The 17,144-nt window shown below is 44.5% G+C and carries 15 protein-coding genes; 2 read left to right on the top strand and 13 right to left on the bottom strand.

What is annotated here, in order from left to right; genetic code table 11:
• Positions 1–164: 164 nt before the first annotated feature.
• The 6 genes from FE394_RS02235 to FE394_RS02260 all read right to left on the bottom strand — a co-directional run bounded on the left by FE394_RS02235 (position 165) and on the right by FE394_RS02260 (position 5,882).
• Positions 165–1,265, bottom strand: a complete 1,101-nt coding sequence (locus FE394_RS02235; protein WP_319924770.1) for an acyl-CoA synthetase family protein — start codon at positions 1,263–1,265, stop codon at positions 165–167.
• Positions 1,219–1,848 carry a pyridoxine 5'-phosphate oxidase C-terminal domain-containing protein gene (locus tag FE394_RS02240; protein ID WP_319924771.1) on the bottom strand — a complete coding sequence of 210 codons (630 nt, stop codon included), beginning with the start codon at positions 1,846–1,848 and terminating at the stop codon, positions 1,219–1,221. The genes FE394_RS02235 and FE394_RS02240 overlap by 47 nt, the downstream gene beginning before the upstream one ends.
• Before the next feature lie 44 nt (positions 1,849–1,892).
• Positions 1,893–2,744 (bottom strand): PhzF family phenazine biosynthesis protein, encoded by an 852-nt coding sequence (locus FE394_RS02245; protein WP_319924772.1) that lies wholly within the window; start codon positions 2,742–2,744, stop codon positions 1,893–1,895.
• A complete protein-coding gene (locus tag FE394_RS02250; RefSeq protein WP_319924773.1) occupies positions 2,729–4,645 on the bottom strand; it encodes an anthranilate synthase family protein in 1,917 nt (638 codons plus the stop codon). The genes FE394_RS02245 and FE394_RS02250 overlap by 16 nt, the downstream gene beginning before the upstream one ends.
• A complete protein-coding gene (locus tag FE394_RS02255) occupies positions 4,638–5,267 on the bottom strand; it encodes an isochorismatase family protein (RefSeq protein WP_319924774.1) in 630 nt (209 codons plus the stop codon). The genes FE394_RS02250 and FE394_RS02255 overlap by 8 nt, the downstream gene beginning before the upstream one ends.
• Before the next feature lie 138 nt (positions 5,268–5,405).
• On the bottom strand, positions 5,406–5,882 hold the full coding sequence (locus FE394_RS02260) for a PhzA/PhzB family protein (protein ID WP_319924775.1): 477 nt from the start codon (positions 5,880–5,882) through the stop codon (positions 5,406–5,408).
• Positions 5,883–6,940: 1,058 nt separating this feature from the next.
• Between FE394_RS02260 and FE394_RS02265 the strand changes: the two genes are divergently transcribed.
• Positions 6,941–7,516: a TerD family protein gene (locus tag FE394_RS02265; RefSeq protein WP_319924776.1), complete on the top strand. Its 576-nt coding sequence runs from the start codon at positions 6,941–6,943 to the stop codon at positions 7,514–7,516.
• 114 nt (positions 7,517–7,630) lie between these two features.
• Positions 7,631–8,887 carry a VWA domain-containing protein gene (locus FE394_RS02270; RefSeq protein WP_319924777.1) on the top strand — a complete coding sequence of 419 codons (1,257 nt, stop codon included), beginning with the start codon at positions 7,631–7,633 and terminating at the stop codon, positions 8,885–8,887.
• A 76-nt stretch (positions 8,888–8,963) separates the two neighbouring features.
• Here the strand turns inward: FE394_RS02270 and FE394_RS02275 are convergent, their stop codons facing one another.
• From FE394_RS02275 to FE394_RS02305, 7 genes are all read right to left on the bottom strand, one after another.
• A complete protein-coding gene (locus FE394_RS02275; protein WP_319924778.1) occupies positions 8,964–10,754 on the bottom strand; it encodes an ABC-F family ATP-binding cassette domain-containing protein in 1,791 nt (596 codons plus the stop codon).
• A gap of 291 nt (positions 10,755–11,045) precedes the next feature.
• Positions 11,046–11,936 (bottom strand): SphA family protein, encoded by an 891-nt coding sequence (locus tag FE394_RS02280; RefSeq protein ID WP_319924779.1) that lies wholly within the window; start codon positions 11,934–11,936, stop codon positions 11,046–11,048.
• Positions 11,937–11,996: 60 nt separating this feature from the next.
• Positions 11,997–13,598 carry a phytoene desaturase family protein gene (locus FE394_RS02285; protein WP_319924780.1) on the bottom strand — a complete coding sequence of 534 codons (1,602 nt, stop codon included), beginning with the start codon at positions 13,596–13,598 and terminating at the stop codon, positions 11,997–11,999.
• Positions 13,595–14,395 (bottom strand): cyclase family protein, encoded by an 801-nt coding sequence (locus FE394_RS02290; protein WP_319924781.1) that lies wholly within the window; start codon positions 14,393–14,395, stop codon positions 13,595–13,597. The genes FE394_RS02285 and FE394_RS02290 overlap by 4 nt, the downstream gene beginning before the upstream one ends.
• A gap of 88 nt (positions 14,396–14,483) precedes the next feature.
• Positions 14,484–15,026 carry a flavin reductase family protein gene (locus tag FE394_RS02295; RefSeq protein WP_319924782.1) on the bottom strand — a complete coding sequence of 181 codons (543 nt, stop codon included), beginning with the start codon at positions 15,024–15,026 and terminating at the stop codon, positions 14,484–14,486.
• A gap of 13 nt (positions 15,027–15,039) precedes the next feature.
• Entirely contained in the window at positions 15,040–16,410 is a 1,371-nt protein-coding gene (locus FE394_RS02300) for a styrene monooxygenase/indole monooxygenase family protein (RefSeq protein WP_319924783.1), read from the bottom strand.
• The gene (locus FE394_RS02305) at positions 16,337–17,125 is read right to left on the bottom strand and encodes an SDR family oxidoreductase (protein WP_319924784.1); all 789 of its coding nucleotides are present in this window, start codon (positions 17,123–17,125) and stop codon (positions 16,337–16,339) included. The genes FE394_RS02300 and FE394_RS02305 overlap by 74 nt, the downstream gene beginning before the upstream one ends.
• Positions 17,126–17,144: the final 19 nt, after the last annotated feature.

Below are 17,144 nucleotides of genomic sequence, written 5' to 3' on the forward strand. Positions count from 1 at the left end.
CCAAGAAATTTAATTCACTCACCTGAAAATTAACAATAGCGCTTATTGTTTATAAAATAACCAATTCAAGGGCGCTATCCATTAGCAATGTGACGGTTCAATATTTTTGTTGGAATAACAAATTATTACTCAAATGATTCTATATTCATGCTTAGCCCCCGATTCTAATAAATTCCAGTTGCCTCAGTAACAATATCTGCCAGCCTGTCTCCCATTTGCCCGTCCCCGGATAAGCGAATTGCGGTATCTCTTTCTAAGATTCGCGGATAAAAGGCATAATGGCTGAGGTGAGAAACAACAACAGTTCCCCGCTGACCATATTCAACCGTTTCCAGAGTACTGTGATCAACCACATCATAAGTAATAAATGGCGTAAAACTGTTATATTCCACCCGGTCACTGTCTGCTTTAATCAGCAACGACCGTGATACCCCCAATGCAGAAGTACTGCCGTAGCTCGCACTAAATTCACATTCAGGTAATATCTCACTAGCAATAAACTTCACTTCATCAAGATTGATGTCTGTTCCGTCTAATGTAATCTGTGCTAACGAACGTTTCATATAAGCAACCAACTCCGTTCGTTTCACTAGCTCACGCAATACAGGCGGCGTCGTCACGAGAAAACGGATATCCTGATTAAGCAGCGTATTTTCAATTTGATCGACCAGATGGGAAAAATAGCGGCGAACACAAGCCATATCGCCTTCACTGATTGAGCGCTTAACCCAGCGTGGATCAATATCAATTGTAAAACAAAGGCCGCCCAGCTTTTGAGCACGCACTTTATTGATAGCACCTACGATATGCGGTCCAGAAGGGACGGCTGCCAGTGTATTACCAACGGGTCGGCCTGGACGATCTTTATACGATGACATCCGCCAATCAATGAGGGTTTGAATCCACGCATCATAGGCCACAACATATTTTGGTGTTCCGGTTGTGCCACCACTTTCATACACAGAAACCTGTTGATCATGCTTCAACCCACGTGGCAGAAGATGCTGAATTGGAACAGTGCGAAGACGCGCCGAAATATCCGGGAATTTCCGTAAGTCATTAAACGTGGTAACGTCATGAATAGGATTAAACGGTAATTCCTGACGCATCGCCAACCAAAAATCTGTTCCCGTTTCTTCAGAAAAATGCCACTTCATGACCTCCTGAACAAAACGGTTGGGATCCTGACTGGCTTGCGCAGCAGTAAGCATCTCAATTTCATGGCTGTAATCGTTCATTTTTCCATCCATTTTCGGTGCGCTCATAAACCAGTCTCTTATGTATACGGGACGCATCAACTGCCCAGAATTCACAACGTTCTATCATGAACTGATAGATAACAAAGCGCTCAGGTCGCGGTAGTTTACTTTTTCCGTCATATTTAGCGACTTCATGGAATAAGGCAGAGATATCTGTGAGAGGATCACTTTGATAAGACACCGTTGATACAGGGTCATAAGCCGGATCCCGCGCATTCCACACCGCATCAGCCACCTCATCGGGCGCTAATACTGCTGACCCTGAAAGACTTAACTGGCGTCCTAACTCACGCCAATAGATATGGCAGCCGGCAGAGCCTGTTGAGTCAATATCCCGGCCTTTACGGCTGGAGCTATGCGTCGCAAATAACAGCACATCACCATCAAAACGGACGGGAAACATCGTGCGCATCGAAATATCCCCCTCAGCACTGCGTGTCGCAAGAGTATAGGCATCGGGCTCACGTACATCACCACTACGTGCCCGTGCCAGCCATTCCTTCATCACTGTTTCTGGTGAGAGAGGAGGGTTATCATAATGCGGAAAAGGCACATCTAACTGTCCAGTCAATGACTCGAGTCTCTTCATCTTTCGATTCCTTTAATACCTTTTAATCCGAGCCGGCACTTTCATTAAAAACGCGCACTGCATGCTGAGAAATAACAAACCTGCCCCGATAATTCAGTATGAGAAGCGAGGCCATTTTCAGATTTCACTTCGCCATACATCACACAACGGCGATTAAGTAATATGCCTTGTTCAATAACCACCTTTTCGTTCATCTGTCGCTGCCCGTGTTTAATTAGGTGCTGTACTATCGGACCCACAACAGAGCCGGTTCCGGCATCTTCTGTCACACCATAGGCAGGAGAGAACATCCGGTTTTCGACTTGTTTTCCTTGCCAGGAAAAGCAATTCACCGCTAAATCATCAAAATTGGCTAAAGCACGATGATCGGGTTGAAGCCCATGTAATGTTGAAATACTGTCTACCGCGACCAATACATGCCGTGCTCCCGCATCATAGATTTCAACAGGCAGTTCCGCTTTTTCCAGACCCAGCGCCGTCAACAATTTCTTTTCTTCAACAAAAGGTTTAGAACTCGCCAAGGGCACGGTAATTTTTACTTCACTCAGCACCTCGCTGTGATGTTCCACTGAAACAGGTACGGCTCCAATATTCGTGTGGAAAACGAAGTGATTTAGTCCATGACGGCGGGAAAATGCACTTGCCGTTCCCATCAGAGGATGCCCTGCAAACGGTAACTCATTAACCGGTGTAAAAATTCTCACCCGTGCATGTCCATCTTCAGTTCTTTCACTGATAAATGTGGTTTCTGAGAGCTGTAGTTGACGGGCAATCGCCTGCATTACCGGTGCAGATAACGCTTCACTATCGTGAAATACAGCAACAGGATTCCCTTCCAGCGGCGTATGGGTGAATGCGTTCATTACGGTATAATCAATTACTATACTGTTAGGCATTTTTTTCTGCTTCCTGAACATTGCGTTTGCAAAAGAGGTTTAACAAAACGGTCTAAAATCTCAGGACCATCAACGGTCAGAAAAGACTCCAGATGGAATTGAACAGATGAGAACTTGGCACTGCGAATTGCATGTACTTGTTTATCATCATCAAAGTAAAAAGTTATTCCCGTTTTATGCAGCCTGCTGACAGTTGACTCATCTGCCTTGGCACAAAAGGTATTGTAAAAACCGACACGTTCTTGTCGGTCACCAAGCCAAATCGTTTTCTGGATACCTTGATTGGGGGGCGATAAGCGAACAATCGGCAGTCCCAATAATGCAGAGAGAATTTGATGGCTAAGGCACACCGCAAAAAAAGGGTATTCAGCCGCAATCATGCGCTGGATGACACTGCGCATATCTGTAACACGCAGGTCGTTCTCATCCAGCGGGTTGCCTGGCCCGGGGCCGGCAACAACAAGGTCATAAGGCCTAAAATCGACATCGCTGTGGACTTTCTCAACGAATGCCGTAGCACCAAGAGATATGAACAACGTTTTAAACATCGACGTGAACGTATCATTACCATTCAGAATCAAGACCCGTTTTCCTTCGAAATGAGGTAAACAACGTATACGTTCGTCAGGGGCTGTTAGCCAGAAATGAGACACCTTTGAATTCCGGTTTATCAATGCCTCAGATATGGCCGGAATATCACTTAAGTTTTTAATCTTATTTTTATGCACGCTCACGTTCAGAGGCAGATTTGTCTCTGGTAACATGGCGCTGTATAGCGATTGGACTTTACTGCGGGTTTCATTTGCTTCCTCAACGGGATTAGAATCCCGCACTATTGTTGCCCCCACACCGATTTCAACGTGTCCCTGAGACGTGATTTCTGCAGTGCGAATTGCAATAGCTGAATCAAGCGATATCTGATCAGAGGAATTACTGACTAGCGCAATCACCCCACTGTAATAACGGCGTCCTTCTGGCTCATAACGCATGACGACATCACATGCGCTCTGCACCGGGCTGCCTATCACTGTCGGTGCGGGTAAGGTCTCACGCAGAATATCAGCAATCCCGGCATGACTTTCCCCGCGTAAAACGTATTCCGTGTGTGCGACATGGCTGAGTTGCTTCAATTTCAGTTCACTCACTTGTGCCCCTTTTTCACACAACTGAGACATCACTTTCAGCTCTTCATCTACCACCATGAAAAGTTCGTTGGTTTCTTTTTGGCAAGCAAGAAAGGTTAATAATGACTCAACCGTTGGCCCATCAACGGGATACGGATATGTGCCACTGATGGGGTTCATACTCACTTCACCTTCATTCAGTGACGCATGTAATTCTGGAGAGACCCCAATAAATGCCTGTTCACCCGTATTGATTAAAAAGACCCAGTAAGCAGAAAATTCCGTTTTCAGTAAGCGGCGATAAAGACTTAATAAATGTACAGGTTCATACTTTGAAATCGTTGCGCGCAGCTTACGGTGTAGAACAAAGTTAGAACCTGCGCCTTGGCCGATTTCATTTTCAATCAGGCGTGTTACTCTCTGGCCAAACTGCTTGTCATCCAGATTGAAATGGACATTATCTACAGCAAAAGAAGCTTCAGGTAATTGTTCTACCAGTGATGAAACTGAAACTTGCTGACGCGCAATGATAGGTAAACTCAGAATCGGCATCCCATCATCAACGGCTGAATAACCCCGTTCAATCACTTGTCGAAAAGGCAGCAATAGCAACTTTTCTTTATAAAGCGGATCACGGCTGACAGCCTGTTCAATGGTATCGGTTTTTTCTAAATATAATTGAAAAATCTCAACCTCCCCTGAATTGACCGTTGGGCGATACAACAATGCAAAAGGTTGTTCAGGTGAAGAAATAATAGAAGACAAGAGATTACTCATAATCCACCACGTCCGCAGAGGTCAGTACTTGTGCACAATTGTCCGCCATATAACTGACCGCATTTTGGTGCCCTGCCTGAGTGAAATCAGCAAGGGCATCGGCCACAATAAAAGGACGAATACCATGGCTAAAGGCATCAATACTCGTAGCCTGAATACCAACGGAGGCATAGATACCCGTAATAATGAGTGAATCACACTGACGTTCACGTAACCTGTCAGCAAACTCGGATTGATAAAAAGCGCTATAACGCCACTTTGTCAGTATGACATCCTCTGGACTCGGAAAAAGTTCATCAATAATTCGCCGATCATCCTCCGTTGTACGCATACCCGGTCCCCATAAATCAACCAGTAACCCCCGCTGCTCCAGTGTCATTCGCCCAGGCTGGGCACTATAAAAAACAGGAATGCGATTATTTCTCGCCCAACGTAATATTTTCGCTGTAGAATTAATCAAATTGATTGCTGGTTTATCCGGTAAAGCCTGTACAAAGTAACGCTGCATATCATGAATTAATAAAGCACAGGTTTCTTTCTTGATTTTCCAATTTAAAGGTTGCTCAGAAGGAATATGAATATTGTCTATATTATAAGGCTCAGACTTTAATGTTCTGCTCATTTTATTAATTTGCCTTTTTAATTATTACAGAGTATTACTCAGAAAAAAATCTGAATTGATTATAATTAACTACTATATAAATAATAATAGTTAATTATTTTAAATTTCTTACTCAGAGAATCATTGATTAATGAAGGTTTAAGTAGGAATTCCTTGGCGATTTATTTTGGGTACAACAATATCAAGTGCTTTGAGCTGATTAATAGGATTCATAAACTCCCGGTTACGTATGATAAACCCATCACGTAATTCAAAAGAATGAATAAAATGATTTTCATAGTAGCGTTCAGGATAACCAGGGAAACGAATAACACCATGGCCATCACACTCAACCCAAATATGATCAGGGTTATCAGTAATGAAAATGTTGATATTGTACCACTCCCAGTCAGGGAAACATTGAAGCGACCAATGAGCATGACGTTCTAAATTCTCAATACCACGTATAATAATTGGCTCACCTGTTTCGGTAGTCCACAACCCACCTTCTGCATCTTTTGCAAAAAGTTCATGTCTTTTTAAGCGTGCTTCACCTTTGGTCAATTCTAAATACTTCTCTACAGTCTTACGATTTTTTTCGCGAAGCTGAGCAAATTCACCATTATATTTAGTCATAAAAAACCTTTTGAAATTTTAAATTAAAAATAATCCGAATATTTATTAACTAAGTGGTAATTTCGACCTGGACTAGAGCTAGTAATCATGGGGCTTTTGGAACTTATGAAAGAGATGTAAACCACCATCTAATTAATATTATTCAACAATAAACAGGATCAAAATACAATATTATTGCAGATGGCTAAATAATAAATAAAAACAGAAAAATATGTTATGAAAAAATTGTTCATTTTCCCCTATTTTAAATTTTTATAAATAATTATAAAATTGTCACCTTTTACCTGATCATTGGATTTATTATTTTAATTCCTATAAAAATCCATCACATGAAATATATTTCATTTAGAAAGTAAAGTGTATTTATAGTATTGGTGATTCATTAAAATTCTGTTATTCCCATTAATAATGCTACATATTTTTATTATAGAAGTAATATTGGTTTCTCTAATATTATAAATAATTCTTTGTCAAAAACATTCACATTTATTAAAGATAAGAAAAAAATAATAAACTTTTGTCAATTTTATAGACATTCACGACTGAATAAAATTCAAAAATCATCATGGGATATCGGATAACCATCTAATTAATTTCGTATTTTTTAATCTGGTGGAAAAATACGAATGATAAAACCAAGCGTAGGTGAGTAAAGACAGGAGCTGTTTTGAATAAAAATTTGTAGAAAACGGTTGAGCGTTCAATATGTGAATCCAACATATATTAATTACAGTCTAAAATTGGACAATTATAAAATTCAAAGGAGCGTTGTTCCCGATAAATAACAATTAATCAAAAAGTTATAGATTCTGCTCACCTCATTCGAACCGGAGTGAGTACAGAAAAATTTGTTATATGAATTTAATAAAACATAATGATTTCAGCACCTTTTTAGCGTAATGGTTACCATCAATGGAAATAAAGGCGTAATCCTACTGGTTAATCATCTATTTTACCGGAGTAATTCCAATTATAATCCTGACGGAAAAATGAAATCCATTTATGCTAAGGGCAATTGCTGATTGCCCTACAGTTCAATCAAAAGAAGGAGCTTTACAATGGCAGTATCTCTCGTAAAAGGTGGTAACGTTTCCCTGACCAAGGAAGCCCCGACCATGAATGTAGCCATGGTTGGTCTGGGTTGGGACGCACGAGTAACCGACGGCCAAGCTTTCGATCTTGATGCTTCTGTATTTATGGTGGGAGAAGATAATAAGGTTCTGTCCGACGCGAATTTTATCTTCTTTAACAACAAGCTAAGCCCATGTGGTTCCGTTGAGCATCAGGGTGACAACACCACTGGTGAAGGCGACGGTGATGATGAGCAGGTTAAAGTTGATCTGACTAAAGTTCCTGCTAATGCGAAAAAACTGGTTTTTGCCGTCACAATTTATGATGCTGAAGGCCGTAAGCAAAACTTCGGCATGGTGAATAACAGTTTTATTCGTATTTACAACAACGACAATAATGTTGAAATCGCGCGTTTCGATTTGTCAGAAGATGCTTCTATTGAAACAGCGATGATCTTCGGGGAATTGTACCGTCACAACTCTGAGTGGAAATTCAAAGCGATCGGACAAGGTTTTTCCGGTGGGCTGTCAGCGCTGGCTTCACAGCATGGCGTAAATGTCTGATATCTAGCCTTACCAGCAACCCCGACAATTATCGGGGTTGCTTCAATTAAAAACTATACCCTATGGATTTCGAGTTGCAGCTTTGTTGACTACACACTCAAAAGGATATCAGGCATGGATCTTCAGGCTGGACAGAATATCGTTTTATCGACAACCTCTCTTCAATTCACTCTCTCTTACCCGGCAAGTCCTTCTTTTCGCAGTCAAGTGGATGCTTCTGTTTTTCTGCTGAACATCAGCGGGAAAGTCAGGGGGGATAGTGATTTCTACTTTTACAATAATCCCGCCTCCGCAGATAACAGCTTGGTTTTGACGACGTCTCACCAAAGCAGCGTTATCGCTGTAGACTTGACAAAAATCGCGGCTGATGTGAGCAAAATTGCCATTACGTTGGTGATCGATGGCCCGGATTCAGTTGCCAATCTTCAGCAACTGAAGTTTGAAGCCCAAAATGTTGCTACTTTCACTGTACTAACAGTGGGCAGAACGGAAAAAGCCCTGATTGTTGCTGAGATTTACCGGCATTCAGGCAACTGGAAACTTCGCGCTCTCGGGCAAGGATTCAATGGTGGGCTGGAGCCTCTGGCGGTGAATTTTGGGGTGGATGTGGAACAACCCGCATCTTCAAATCCATCGCCGTCCCCATCATTATCCCCAACTATCAGTCTTGAGAAAAAACTACAGGCTAAAGCACCACGACTTGTAAATCTTGCCAAGAATGCCACTGTCAGCCTGAATAAGCACAAGCTGCAATCGATAAAGGCGCGGGTCGCTTTTGTGCTTGATGCGTCAGGATCGATGACTGGTCAGTTCAAAAAGGGAAATGTTCAGGCTGTTCTGGATCGGATTGCGGTATTGGCTGTGCAATTTGATGATGACGGTTCAATGGATCTCTGGGGTTTTGCCGACAAACACAGGAAATATCAGGATGTCACCCTTGATAATCTTGATGGCTATATTGACACGATACAGACTGCCTTAAAGCGTTCCAGATGGGAAATTCTCCCCGGCCTCGGTGGTGCAAACAATGAGCCACCCGTCATGGAAGAAATTATCGACTTTTTTAAAGACAGTGACCTGCCTGTCTATATCGTGTTTATTACAGACGGTGGTATCAGTAAGACTCGCCAAATTAAGGATGCCATTCGACGTTCAGCAAATTATCCTATTTTTTGGAAATTTGTTGGCTTGGGTGGATCAAGGTACGGAGTTCTGGAAGATCTCGATGACTTTACCGATCGTCGTCTGGATAATACCGATTTCTTCTCTATCGATAATTTTGCCACCGTAAAAGATGACCAATTATACGATCAGTTATTAACTGAGTTTAAAGACTGGCATGACGCGGCTACTGCTGAAAAAATCCTTTAATTGTTGGCGCCTCTGATTCGGGGCGCCAGACTTGTTTATTTTTTCTTAGTTCTTCTTTAGTTTCTACCGTGTGAACTTATTCCAATATCTCATAAAGTCTCTTAATTTCCTGTTTCCATAATTCCTGATTTTTCGTCTTTTGATGTTTCGGTTTCCTCGCCAAATCTTCCGCCAGATTTTGCTCTAACCCCACGATACGCTGAAGGATTTCTTCTTCATTTGTTAATTTTCGGACTGTCGGCTCGCTGGCGTCGTCATGAGAATCCGTCTTATCCTTAATCGCTTCTCTCTGACCCGAAATCACTTTCTCATTGAGAAACTGATAATATCCCTCACTAGAGGTTATTTCTTCCAATTTACCCTTTTTAATCAGCAAAAATCGGTTGGCGACATTATCGATAAACGCCCTGTCGTGCGAGGTAATCAGTATCGTCATCTCGTTATTAATTAATTCATTTTCCAACTCCATCTTGCCAAAAATATCCAAGTGGTTGGTTGGCTCATCAAGGATGAGAAAATTAGGTTTGTTTAGTTTCAATATTAAAAACATCAGTCTGGAACGTTCACCACCACTGAGTCGTCCCACTAATTTATTAAAATCAGCATATTCAAACCCTGTCGCAATCAGTTGTTGTTTACAGGCGATGTCATCGATATTCGGGGCGTTATTTTTTACCACATCAAAGATCGATTCGTTCAGCGGGATTTTTTCCAGTTCCTGATCGAGATAACCCATATTACACTGCGGGGAGAACGGGATATTTTTGGTGTCATAAATCAGATTTTCTACCTGATCATCACTCAGATTTCTGGCTTGTCTATAAGCTTCTACAAGAGTGTGGATTAATGTCGATTTTCCCACGCCATTATCGCCCAGAAGCGCAATCCTATCTCCCGGTCGAATATATAACCCCTTAATTGAAAATAACGAATTGAACTCCCCGTTATGCTGATAGCCAATCTGTTTTTCTTCAATTTGCAGCATATTTTTGGATTTAATCGTATCGGAATCTAAGGATAATCGGTAAGTTTCTCCCTCGGTAAGCTTGGTTTTGCTCTTTTCGAGCTTTTCAACCCGCTTCTCCATCGATTTAGCTTTTCGGGCAAATTTTTCGTTATCGTGGATTTTCCCCCACAGCGCCAAGCGCTTGGCACTTTCCTGTATGCGGCGAATATTTTTTTCTTCTGCTTTGAAACGTAAAGCATCTGCCTCATCTTTTTCCTGCAAGGCGATAAATGCCTGACTAAAGGGCAAAGAAAAAGTAATCAGCTGCTGGTCACGTAAGAAAAGGGTTTGGTTAGTCACGTTATCCAGAAAGTTTCTATCGTGGGAAACGATAATAAAAGCGCTTTTCAGATTTTTATTAAAAAAATCTTCGAAGAATTTGAGAGTATTAGCATCTAAGTGGTTGCTCGGCTCGTCAAACAAAATGACATCAGGCTCAACAACCACGCTCATGGCAAACATCAATTTAGTCTTTTGTCCGCCACTGAGATCAGCCACTTTAGTTGAAAAGTCAGAGTCCTGAAAACCAAAACTGTATAGCGTGGATGCCGCTTTATAATCGCTATATTCATCTACTTGTTTTATTTTTTGAGAAATGCACTCAAGTAAGCTCATCCCAAGCAGCGAGTCATCGATAAATTGAGAAACCATTTCCAGTCTCAATCCATTGGCGTATTCAATAAACCCTTCGTCTGGTTTTTCTATACCTGCCAATAGTTTAAGTAAATGTGTTTTTCCCGTGCCGTTATAACCAACCAATGCAATTCTGTCGTTTTCTTTAATGGTTATAGAAAGGTTGTTAAATAACAGTTTTGAATTAATACTAAAGTTAACTCTATTACATTGGATCAGCGTTGACATCTATTATGTCCCCATCATAAAAATCTGCATTAATTCCAGAATGTTTTTTATCTTTTAAAATAAAAACTTATATAACCAAAGTGAAATCAGGTCAAGTAATCACCTAATCAATGGAACAAAATAATCACATTTGATGCTCCTAAAGATGATTGTTTATTTGGTTAATTAATTTATAAAAATAAACGCTACCCAGATTACTGAGCAGCGTTTTTTATTTCTCATCATGTTATTTTATCTTTCTATACAGGGAGGAGGTTATGAAGGGATAAATTCATGAGTGTTAAAGCAGGATTAAAGTGGGATCGCTGCTTTCAGGAAAATTTGTGAACCCGCCGGACGGTTATTTACGACAAAGTCTTTTTGCCATTTCAGTGCAACCAGCCAACCTTTGTCATTCGCATAACGAATTGAGGGGCCGAAACCAAACGCGCTTGCTTTACCCTGTGCTGAATTTGGGCCGCTATCATTTGTAGTCTGTTGGAAAGCATAGCCGCCAACGCCCACAACCAGACCGTTACCAAATCCCCATCCCAGTGCATAATCCTCATGAAGCGCCTGACCGGAAGTCGTTTTAGTCTCTTTATTGCGGAAATTAAAATCATACATCACTTTTAAATCTGCATTGATGCCGTAAGCAGGGAAATAGCTGATCGCCCAGACAGGTTGGAACGCCCAGTGATTTTTCCCCAGACTGGAAGGATCATTGCGAGAATAGTGGCCTGTCGGTGCGTTCACATCTAACCCAACGACATATCCCACATCAGGGGCCGGATGATAACCCAGAGCCGGGCCAAAAGTGATGTCCCCTATTCCCTTGCTGTTGTCGTGCCTGCCCGCTGCTTCAGCGGTGACATCCAATAACGGCACAATCGTGTGGTAAGCCAGTTGACCACCAAAAAACTGCTGATCCGTCACCCAAACCAGTCTGGGTGCAAGGACATTCACGTTAACGTTGAATCCGGGAACGGGAATTTCTTTGCCATTCTTTCCGTTGAGCTTGTTGTAGTGAACATTGCCGCCATAAAACAGCACATGGACACCCGATGGAGGTAAAGCGCCTGATAAGTAGTTATCCAAACCATCAGGATAAATACCGACTCCACCGCCTTCTGTCGCCATAACAGAAGTACTCAGCAGTGATAGAGTCGCTGCATAGATGAATTGCCTGAATTTTATCGTCATATCATTTTTCCTCTCGGTAAGAGATAGATATATAAGATGTTAAATGAATGGCTAAGTTACTCAGCGCCGTGCAAGCTGACGAGCGACAAGATAGCCGGAAGTTCCACTTAATCCGGGGCCGGGATGGGTTGAGGCTCCGATGTGAAATACATTACTGACGGGAGTTTGATACGCTTTTGTCCCCTGAGCAGAAGCAAAGGGACGCAGCCAGAAAAATTGATCGGGTGAACAAATACCTGAGTAAGGATCGCCTCCCACCAGATTGCAGTTCAAAGCTTGTAAATCCGCTGGTGAGTAAGCTTTACGCCCAATGATTGAAGATGAAAAACCGGGCATGACGGTTTCCAAACGAGACTGCACACGATCCGCAACCGCCTCACGGATGGCTTCATTCCATTTCCCCTCTTCGGGGATCGGTATTTCGCCTGATGCATCACCTTTCAAATGTACGGGCAGGTCCTGCATCTGAACCCACAAGATCCATCCTCCTTCCGGAGCACGGGCGGGATCAAGGGCCGTTGGCTGCCCGATACCCAGTGTCGGATGGCTCGGCAAATAACCATTGTTTGCCTGTGTCACGGAGAGGCAAACCTGTTCCATACTCTCTGTTAAATGAATAAGCGGTACATGCCGCAATTCGGGATTGCTCCACGGTGGCGGGGCGTTCAAGGCAAAGTGGATCTGCATTCCCCCACGCCCGTAACGATAGCTCTGTGCCCGTTGCAGGACAGTATCGGGAACGTTATCCAGCAAGTGACCATAAAGCTGTTGGGGTGTGACATTACAAACCACTGTCTCGCTGGCGTGATAGACCTTTCCCGCCACCATCACCCCAGAAGCCCGACGTTTTTTCCCTCTTCCCTGCGTGATGATTCGGTCAACCTGAGCGTGAGTGACAAACTGACCGCCATGCTGTTCAATGATGGCACTCAAGGCTTCCACAACACGAACACCGCCCCCTTTCACCACAGGCATTCCCCCCGTCACCACAGCAGCAAAAGTGAGTTTGCCAATCAGGGCAGAGCCGGCGTCATCAGGTCCCAGTCCCGTGTGCAGAACCCACGGGGCGATCAAGGCCCGACTGAAATCGGACTGTAATTCACGTTCGGCCCAGCGCCGGAAAGTTTCCAGTGAATGACTGGCAAATTCCGCCAATCCGTCAATACCGCGTTTGCGCCACTCCGAAAACAGTAGTTTTAATACGCCTGAGCTATAAGGATTTTGTCCCAACAGGCCGAAGACCAGAGCCGCATCATCGTGGAGGATCTGCTGTGCCATGCGACTCACTGCCGCACCATCTCCCACCGCTATTTCATCTAGCCGCGACGCGGAAGTCAGAATATCCCGCTTTAAGGCAATTCCTTTGCCATTTGGTTGTACCAATCCGGTTGAATATTCACTTTGTATAAATTCCAAGCCTGCCTGTTCCAGAGCGGGTTTCAGCACTTGATAAGCAGGGCTGTCTAAAAATAACGGATACCAACAAGAGAGCACATCATGGATATAGCCGGGGAAAAGTTCTTCCGTGCGAATACAACCGCCCAGCACCGCATTACGCTCCAGGATCAGGACGGATTTTCCCCATGTCGCCAGTAAAGCGGCACAAACCAGCGAGTTAATCCCGCTGCCGATGATGATCACTTGTGGCTTTGTTTCGGTCATGACTCCTCTCCAGAGCTGGATTCGACCAACGCCAGAACACGCAGCGGACTTCCCGAACCTCCTTCGATTTTGAGAGGCGCGGCGATCAGCACTATGCCGGTTGCTGGCAGTAAGTCGAGATTTTGCAGGCATTGCAAACCGTATTTATTCGCGCCGTGCATCAAGGTATGACAGGGATAGGCCAGCGGCCATGCGTAGGATTGACCCGCATCGGTATTAATGGTTTCAACCCCGAATCCCCGGATATTACGTTCATGGATCAGCCATTCGACCGCTTCTTGGCTCGGCCCCGGTGTATGGGCACCGTCATCATGCATATTGAGGAAACGAACCGGATCGTCTGCCCGTTTTGACCAGTCTGTTCTGAACAGTAACCATGCTCCCACAGGAATACGCCCGTGAAGATCCTCCCAAGACTGTAGAAACCCGACTGTCAGTAACCAATCAGGATCTTCCGCTACCTGTTGGCTAGCATCCACGACCACCGCAGGCGCGACAAAATTATGCGGAGGAATGGTATCGACGGCGTTATCTGAATGATCTTTACCGCTGATCCAATGTATCGGAGCATCAAAATGCGTTCCCGTATGCTCACCACAACTGAAATTGTTCCAGTACCAACCGGGGCCATTCTCGTCATAGCGAGAAATACGCTCAACCTTGAATGACCAGACTTGTCCGAACTGTTCGGGTAACTGCAAGGCCGGAAAATCCGGGGTTAATGTCTGCGTGAGATCGATAATCTTCACACTTCCCTGATTTAACGCGGTGACAAACGCATTCAATGGACTTTTCATTAATGTTCTCCTGACTGTTTTCCCAACAAATAAATGTTCTGACAAAAACAACAGAATGATTTTTTTTCATATTTATTGAACGTTATGTTTACTGAACGTTATGCAGTGCGGTAAATGCACCTCCATGAAAAACAAGGGGTCTGCCTTCGATACTGGCGATACGTTTCACTTGACCAATCATCAGCAAGTGATCGCCCAGATAGGTTTGCTGGTGGTTGGCACAAACCAGTGTTGCTATCGCTCCGCCAATTGAGGGGATACCTTCCGGGGTTTCCTGCACCGAAATATCCTGAAATTTGTTTTCAACCCTCGGATTAGCAAAATGCAATGCCAATTCCTGATGATCGCATCCGAGAATGCTGATCGTGAAATATTCACAGTCACGGAATACGGCCAGATTGGGAGAGTGGTTAACCAGACTCCAGAGAACCAGAGGCGGCTCCAGTGAAAGCGAAGCAAACGAGTTGATAGTCAAACCCACATTACGCCCGTCAGCAGTCCTTGTCGCAACAATCGCAACGCCTGTCGGATAATTCCCCAGAAGTGAGCGCAACGCTCTTGCTCCAAATTCAGTTGCGCCCCATTCGGTATCAAGCAACGAAACCTGACTGTTCGGGATATTCATCATCATGTCAACTCCCCGCTCAGGCTCTGATTTCTTCGGTCATCTGTGAATGGATATAAGCGTCACAGGCGTGGGCGTCCTCCCACCACGGGAACAACACGGGAGGATAATTGAAAGCATTGGCCAGCGTGTTCGCAAGCGGCGGCAGGTGTTGAGCTGCTCCCAATAGATTCAGTACATGTGGTTGAGGAGGAATCAGCAGGCTGTTTGTCCAGTCCACAACGCAATGACCATATTCCCAGAATTTTTCAAATGTGTTGTGCATCCATTCAGCAGTAAAGGGCTGGTCCCCGTGAGCAAGAATGGCCTCATAATACACTTTACAGGCTTTGGTTGCATTATTGGAACCCTGACCAGTCAGTGGGTCATTCGTGACTACCGCATCCCCCAGCCCGAAAATTTTATTGCCGGAAGGTAATGTCAACACTGGCTTGCGGACCACTGGCGCAAAGCTCCCTGCCAGAATGCCATTTTCATCAGTGAGTTCAATCTGCCCGCACCGTTCAGCTTCCCACGGCGTGTAAGTTTTGAGGATCTGCTTGCTATAGGCCAGATGTTCCTGCGGTGTTCTGACCTCTCGCCAACCATCCATTGCCCCACCGGGTATTCCTTCAAAAACCATGATATCGCAGGGACCACTCAGGGTCAGGGCCGGAAAAACGAAATATTCCCCCACACCGGGGATGAGATTGAAAGAAACACGGGAATATTCAGGCGTTGGCAGCATGCCATTCACATAGGTCAATGCCAGTGCGCGCTGGGGCTTATCATAAGGAGAACGTGAAGCATCACGCTCCAGCAATTTTACAATTTCGCCCTTTCCTCCCGCCAGAATAACCAATTCATGACTGGCAGCCAGCCGCTCCAGCTCGATAATACCCACATCATCAATAACCAGATTACCGCCACGGGAAGCAAATTCCTCCATCCAGAATGGCATCTTAATTCGTTGATCGACTGCTTGTGCGTATCTGTCGAGCCGGGCACTCCACGCAATCGCCTTTTCGCTGGGAATGTCAGGATGGGGTACGGTAAAACCAATGCCTTCAACAGGCGGACATTGTGTTTCCCACCGATTTAATCCTAAATCGCGCTCAAATTGCAAAGAGGAATCGAACATGCACTGACTCGACATGACTCTTCCATTGCAAACATCGTCAGGGGTGCGATTGGTAACAACAGTCACCTGATAGCCCTTGTCCAGCAGACCAAGGGCCAGAGGCAGTCCGGCTTGACCACCTCCTACGATAGCAATACGACGCATAATGTTTTCCTCTTTTATTTCGGAATATCGGAGCCGGAACACTTCGCGGACACTATTCCGCCAGACGCGGAATGGCAGGTTTCGCCTGTTCAGGCCCCATAGCTGAATAGCCCCCATCAACGGCATAATCGGCTCCTGTCACAAAACTGGCTAAATCAGACAGAAGGAAGGCCACCACCTGAGCGATTTCTTCGGGATCGCCCACCCGACCCAACAAGTGATAATCTGCGGCGACTTCATTAGTTTTCTGGCGATTGCCCTGAGTCAGCTCATCCATGACCCGTGACCAAGTCCATCCCGGTGAAACGGAATTAACGCGAATGCGATCTACCGCGTAATCCATCGCCATGCTGCGGGTAATTTGCAGTAAGGTGGCTTTTGAGGCGGGATAGAGCCAACGGCCCGTTTGAGCAACAGAAGATGAGATGCTGGTAAAGTTAACAATGGCGCCGCCTCCCGCAGCTCTGAGGTAAGGCCGGGCAAACTGCGCGGCTTTGACGGCACTGATCACATTGACATTTAAAGCTGCCAGCCACGCTTCACGGCTGGAATCGGCACCGTCATCCAGATAAGTTGCCGCGAGATTGATGAGGTAATCCAAACGGTCATAATAGGCAATGACCTCATGTATTCCCTGAGAGAGTTGTTTGTCGTCAGTAATATCGACAGGCCAGAAATGAATGGATTCCGGTTGGTAACTGGCGGCTTTTCTCCCGCCTTCCTGATCAATATCGAAAATCGCGACTTTAATACCATATTCACTCAATATTCTGGCAACGGTCGCACCAATTTTTGTCGCTCCGCCAGTGACAATAGCGACTTTATTGTTTAAACCCTTCATGAGCGATCCCCTTTTGTCA

It is taken from the genome of Xenorhabdus littoralis, from assembly GCF_033949345.1.
Lineage (GTDB): Bacteria > Pseudomonadota > Gammaproteobacteria > Enterobacterales > Enterobacteriaceae > Xenorhabdus > Xenorhabdus littoralis.

Bases quoted from the DNA above. Each gene is read 5' to 3' on its own strand.
- FE394_RS02235 (WP_319924770.1), bottom strand. From the start codon at position 1,265: ATGAGCGCACCGAAAATGGATGGAAAAATGAACGATTACAGCCATGAA.
- FE394_RS02240 (WP_319924771.1), bottom strand. From the start codon at position 1,848: ATGAAGAGACTCGAGTCATTGACTGGACAGTTAGATGTGCCTTTTCCG.
- FE394_RS02245 (WP_319924772.1), bottom strand. From the start codon at position 2,744: ATGCCTAACAGTATAGTAATTGATTATACCGTAATGAACGCATTCACC.
- FE394_RS02250 (WP_319924773.1), bottom strand. From the start codon at position 4,645: ATGAGTAATCTCTTGTCTTCTATTATTTCTTCACCTGAACAACCTTTT.
- FE394_RS02255 (WP_319924774.1), bottom strand. From the start codon at position 5,267: ATGAGCAGAACATTAAAGTCTGAGCCTTATAATATAGACAATATTCAT.
- FE394_RS02260 (WP_319924775.1), bottom strand. From the start codon at position 5,882: ATGACTAAATATAATGGTGAATTTGCTCAGCTTCGCGAAAAAAATCGT.
- FE394_RS02265 (WP_319924776.1), top strand. From the start codon at position 6,941: ATGGCAGTATCTCTCGTAAAAGGTGGTAACGTTTCCCTGACCAAGGAA.
- FE394_RS02270 (WP_319924777.1), top strand. From the start codon at position 7,631: ATGGATCTTCAGGCTGGACAGAATATCGTTTTATCGACAACCTCTCTT.
- FE394_RS02275 (WP_319924778.1), bottom strand. From the start codon at position 10,754: ATGTCAACGCTGATCCAATGTAATAGAGTTAACTTTAGTATTAATTCA.
- FE394_RS02280 (WP_319924779.1), bottom strand. From the start codon at position 11,936: ATGACGATAAAATTCAGGCAATTCATCTATGCAGCGACTCTATCACTG.
- FE394_RS02285 (WP_319924780.1), bottom strand. From the start codon at position 13,598: ATGACCGAAACAAAGCCACAAGTGATCATCATCGGCAGCGGGATTAAC.
- FE394_RS02290 (WP_319924781.1), bottom strand. From the start codon at position 14,395: ATGAAAAGTCCATTGAATGCGTTTGTCACCGCGTTAAATCAGGGAAGT.
- FE394_RS02295 (WP_319924782.1), bottom strand. From the start codon at position 15,026: ATGATGATGAATATCCCGAACAGTCAGGTTTCGTTGCTTGATACCGAA.
- FE394_RS02300 (WP_319924783.1), bottom strand. From the start codon at position 16,410: ATGCCGTTGATGGGGGCTATTCAGCTATGGGGCCTGAACAGGCGAAAC.
- FE394_RS02305 (WP_319924784.1), bottom strand. From the start codon at position 17,125: ATGAAGGGTTTAAACAATAAAGTCGCTATTGTCACTGGCGGAGCGACA.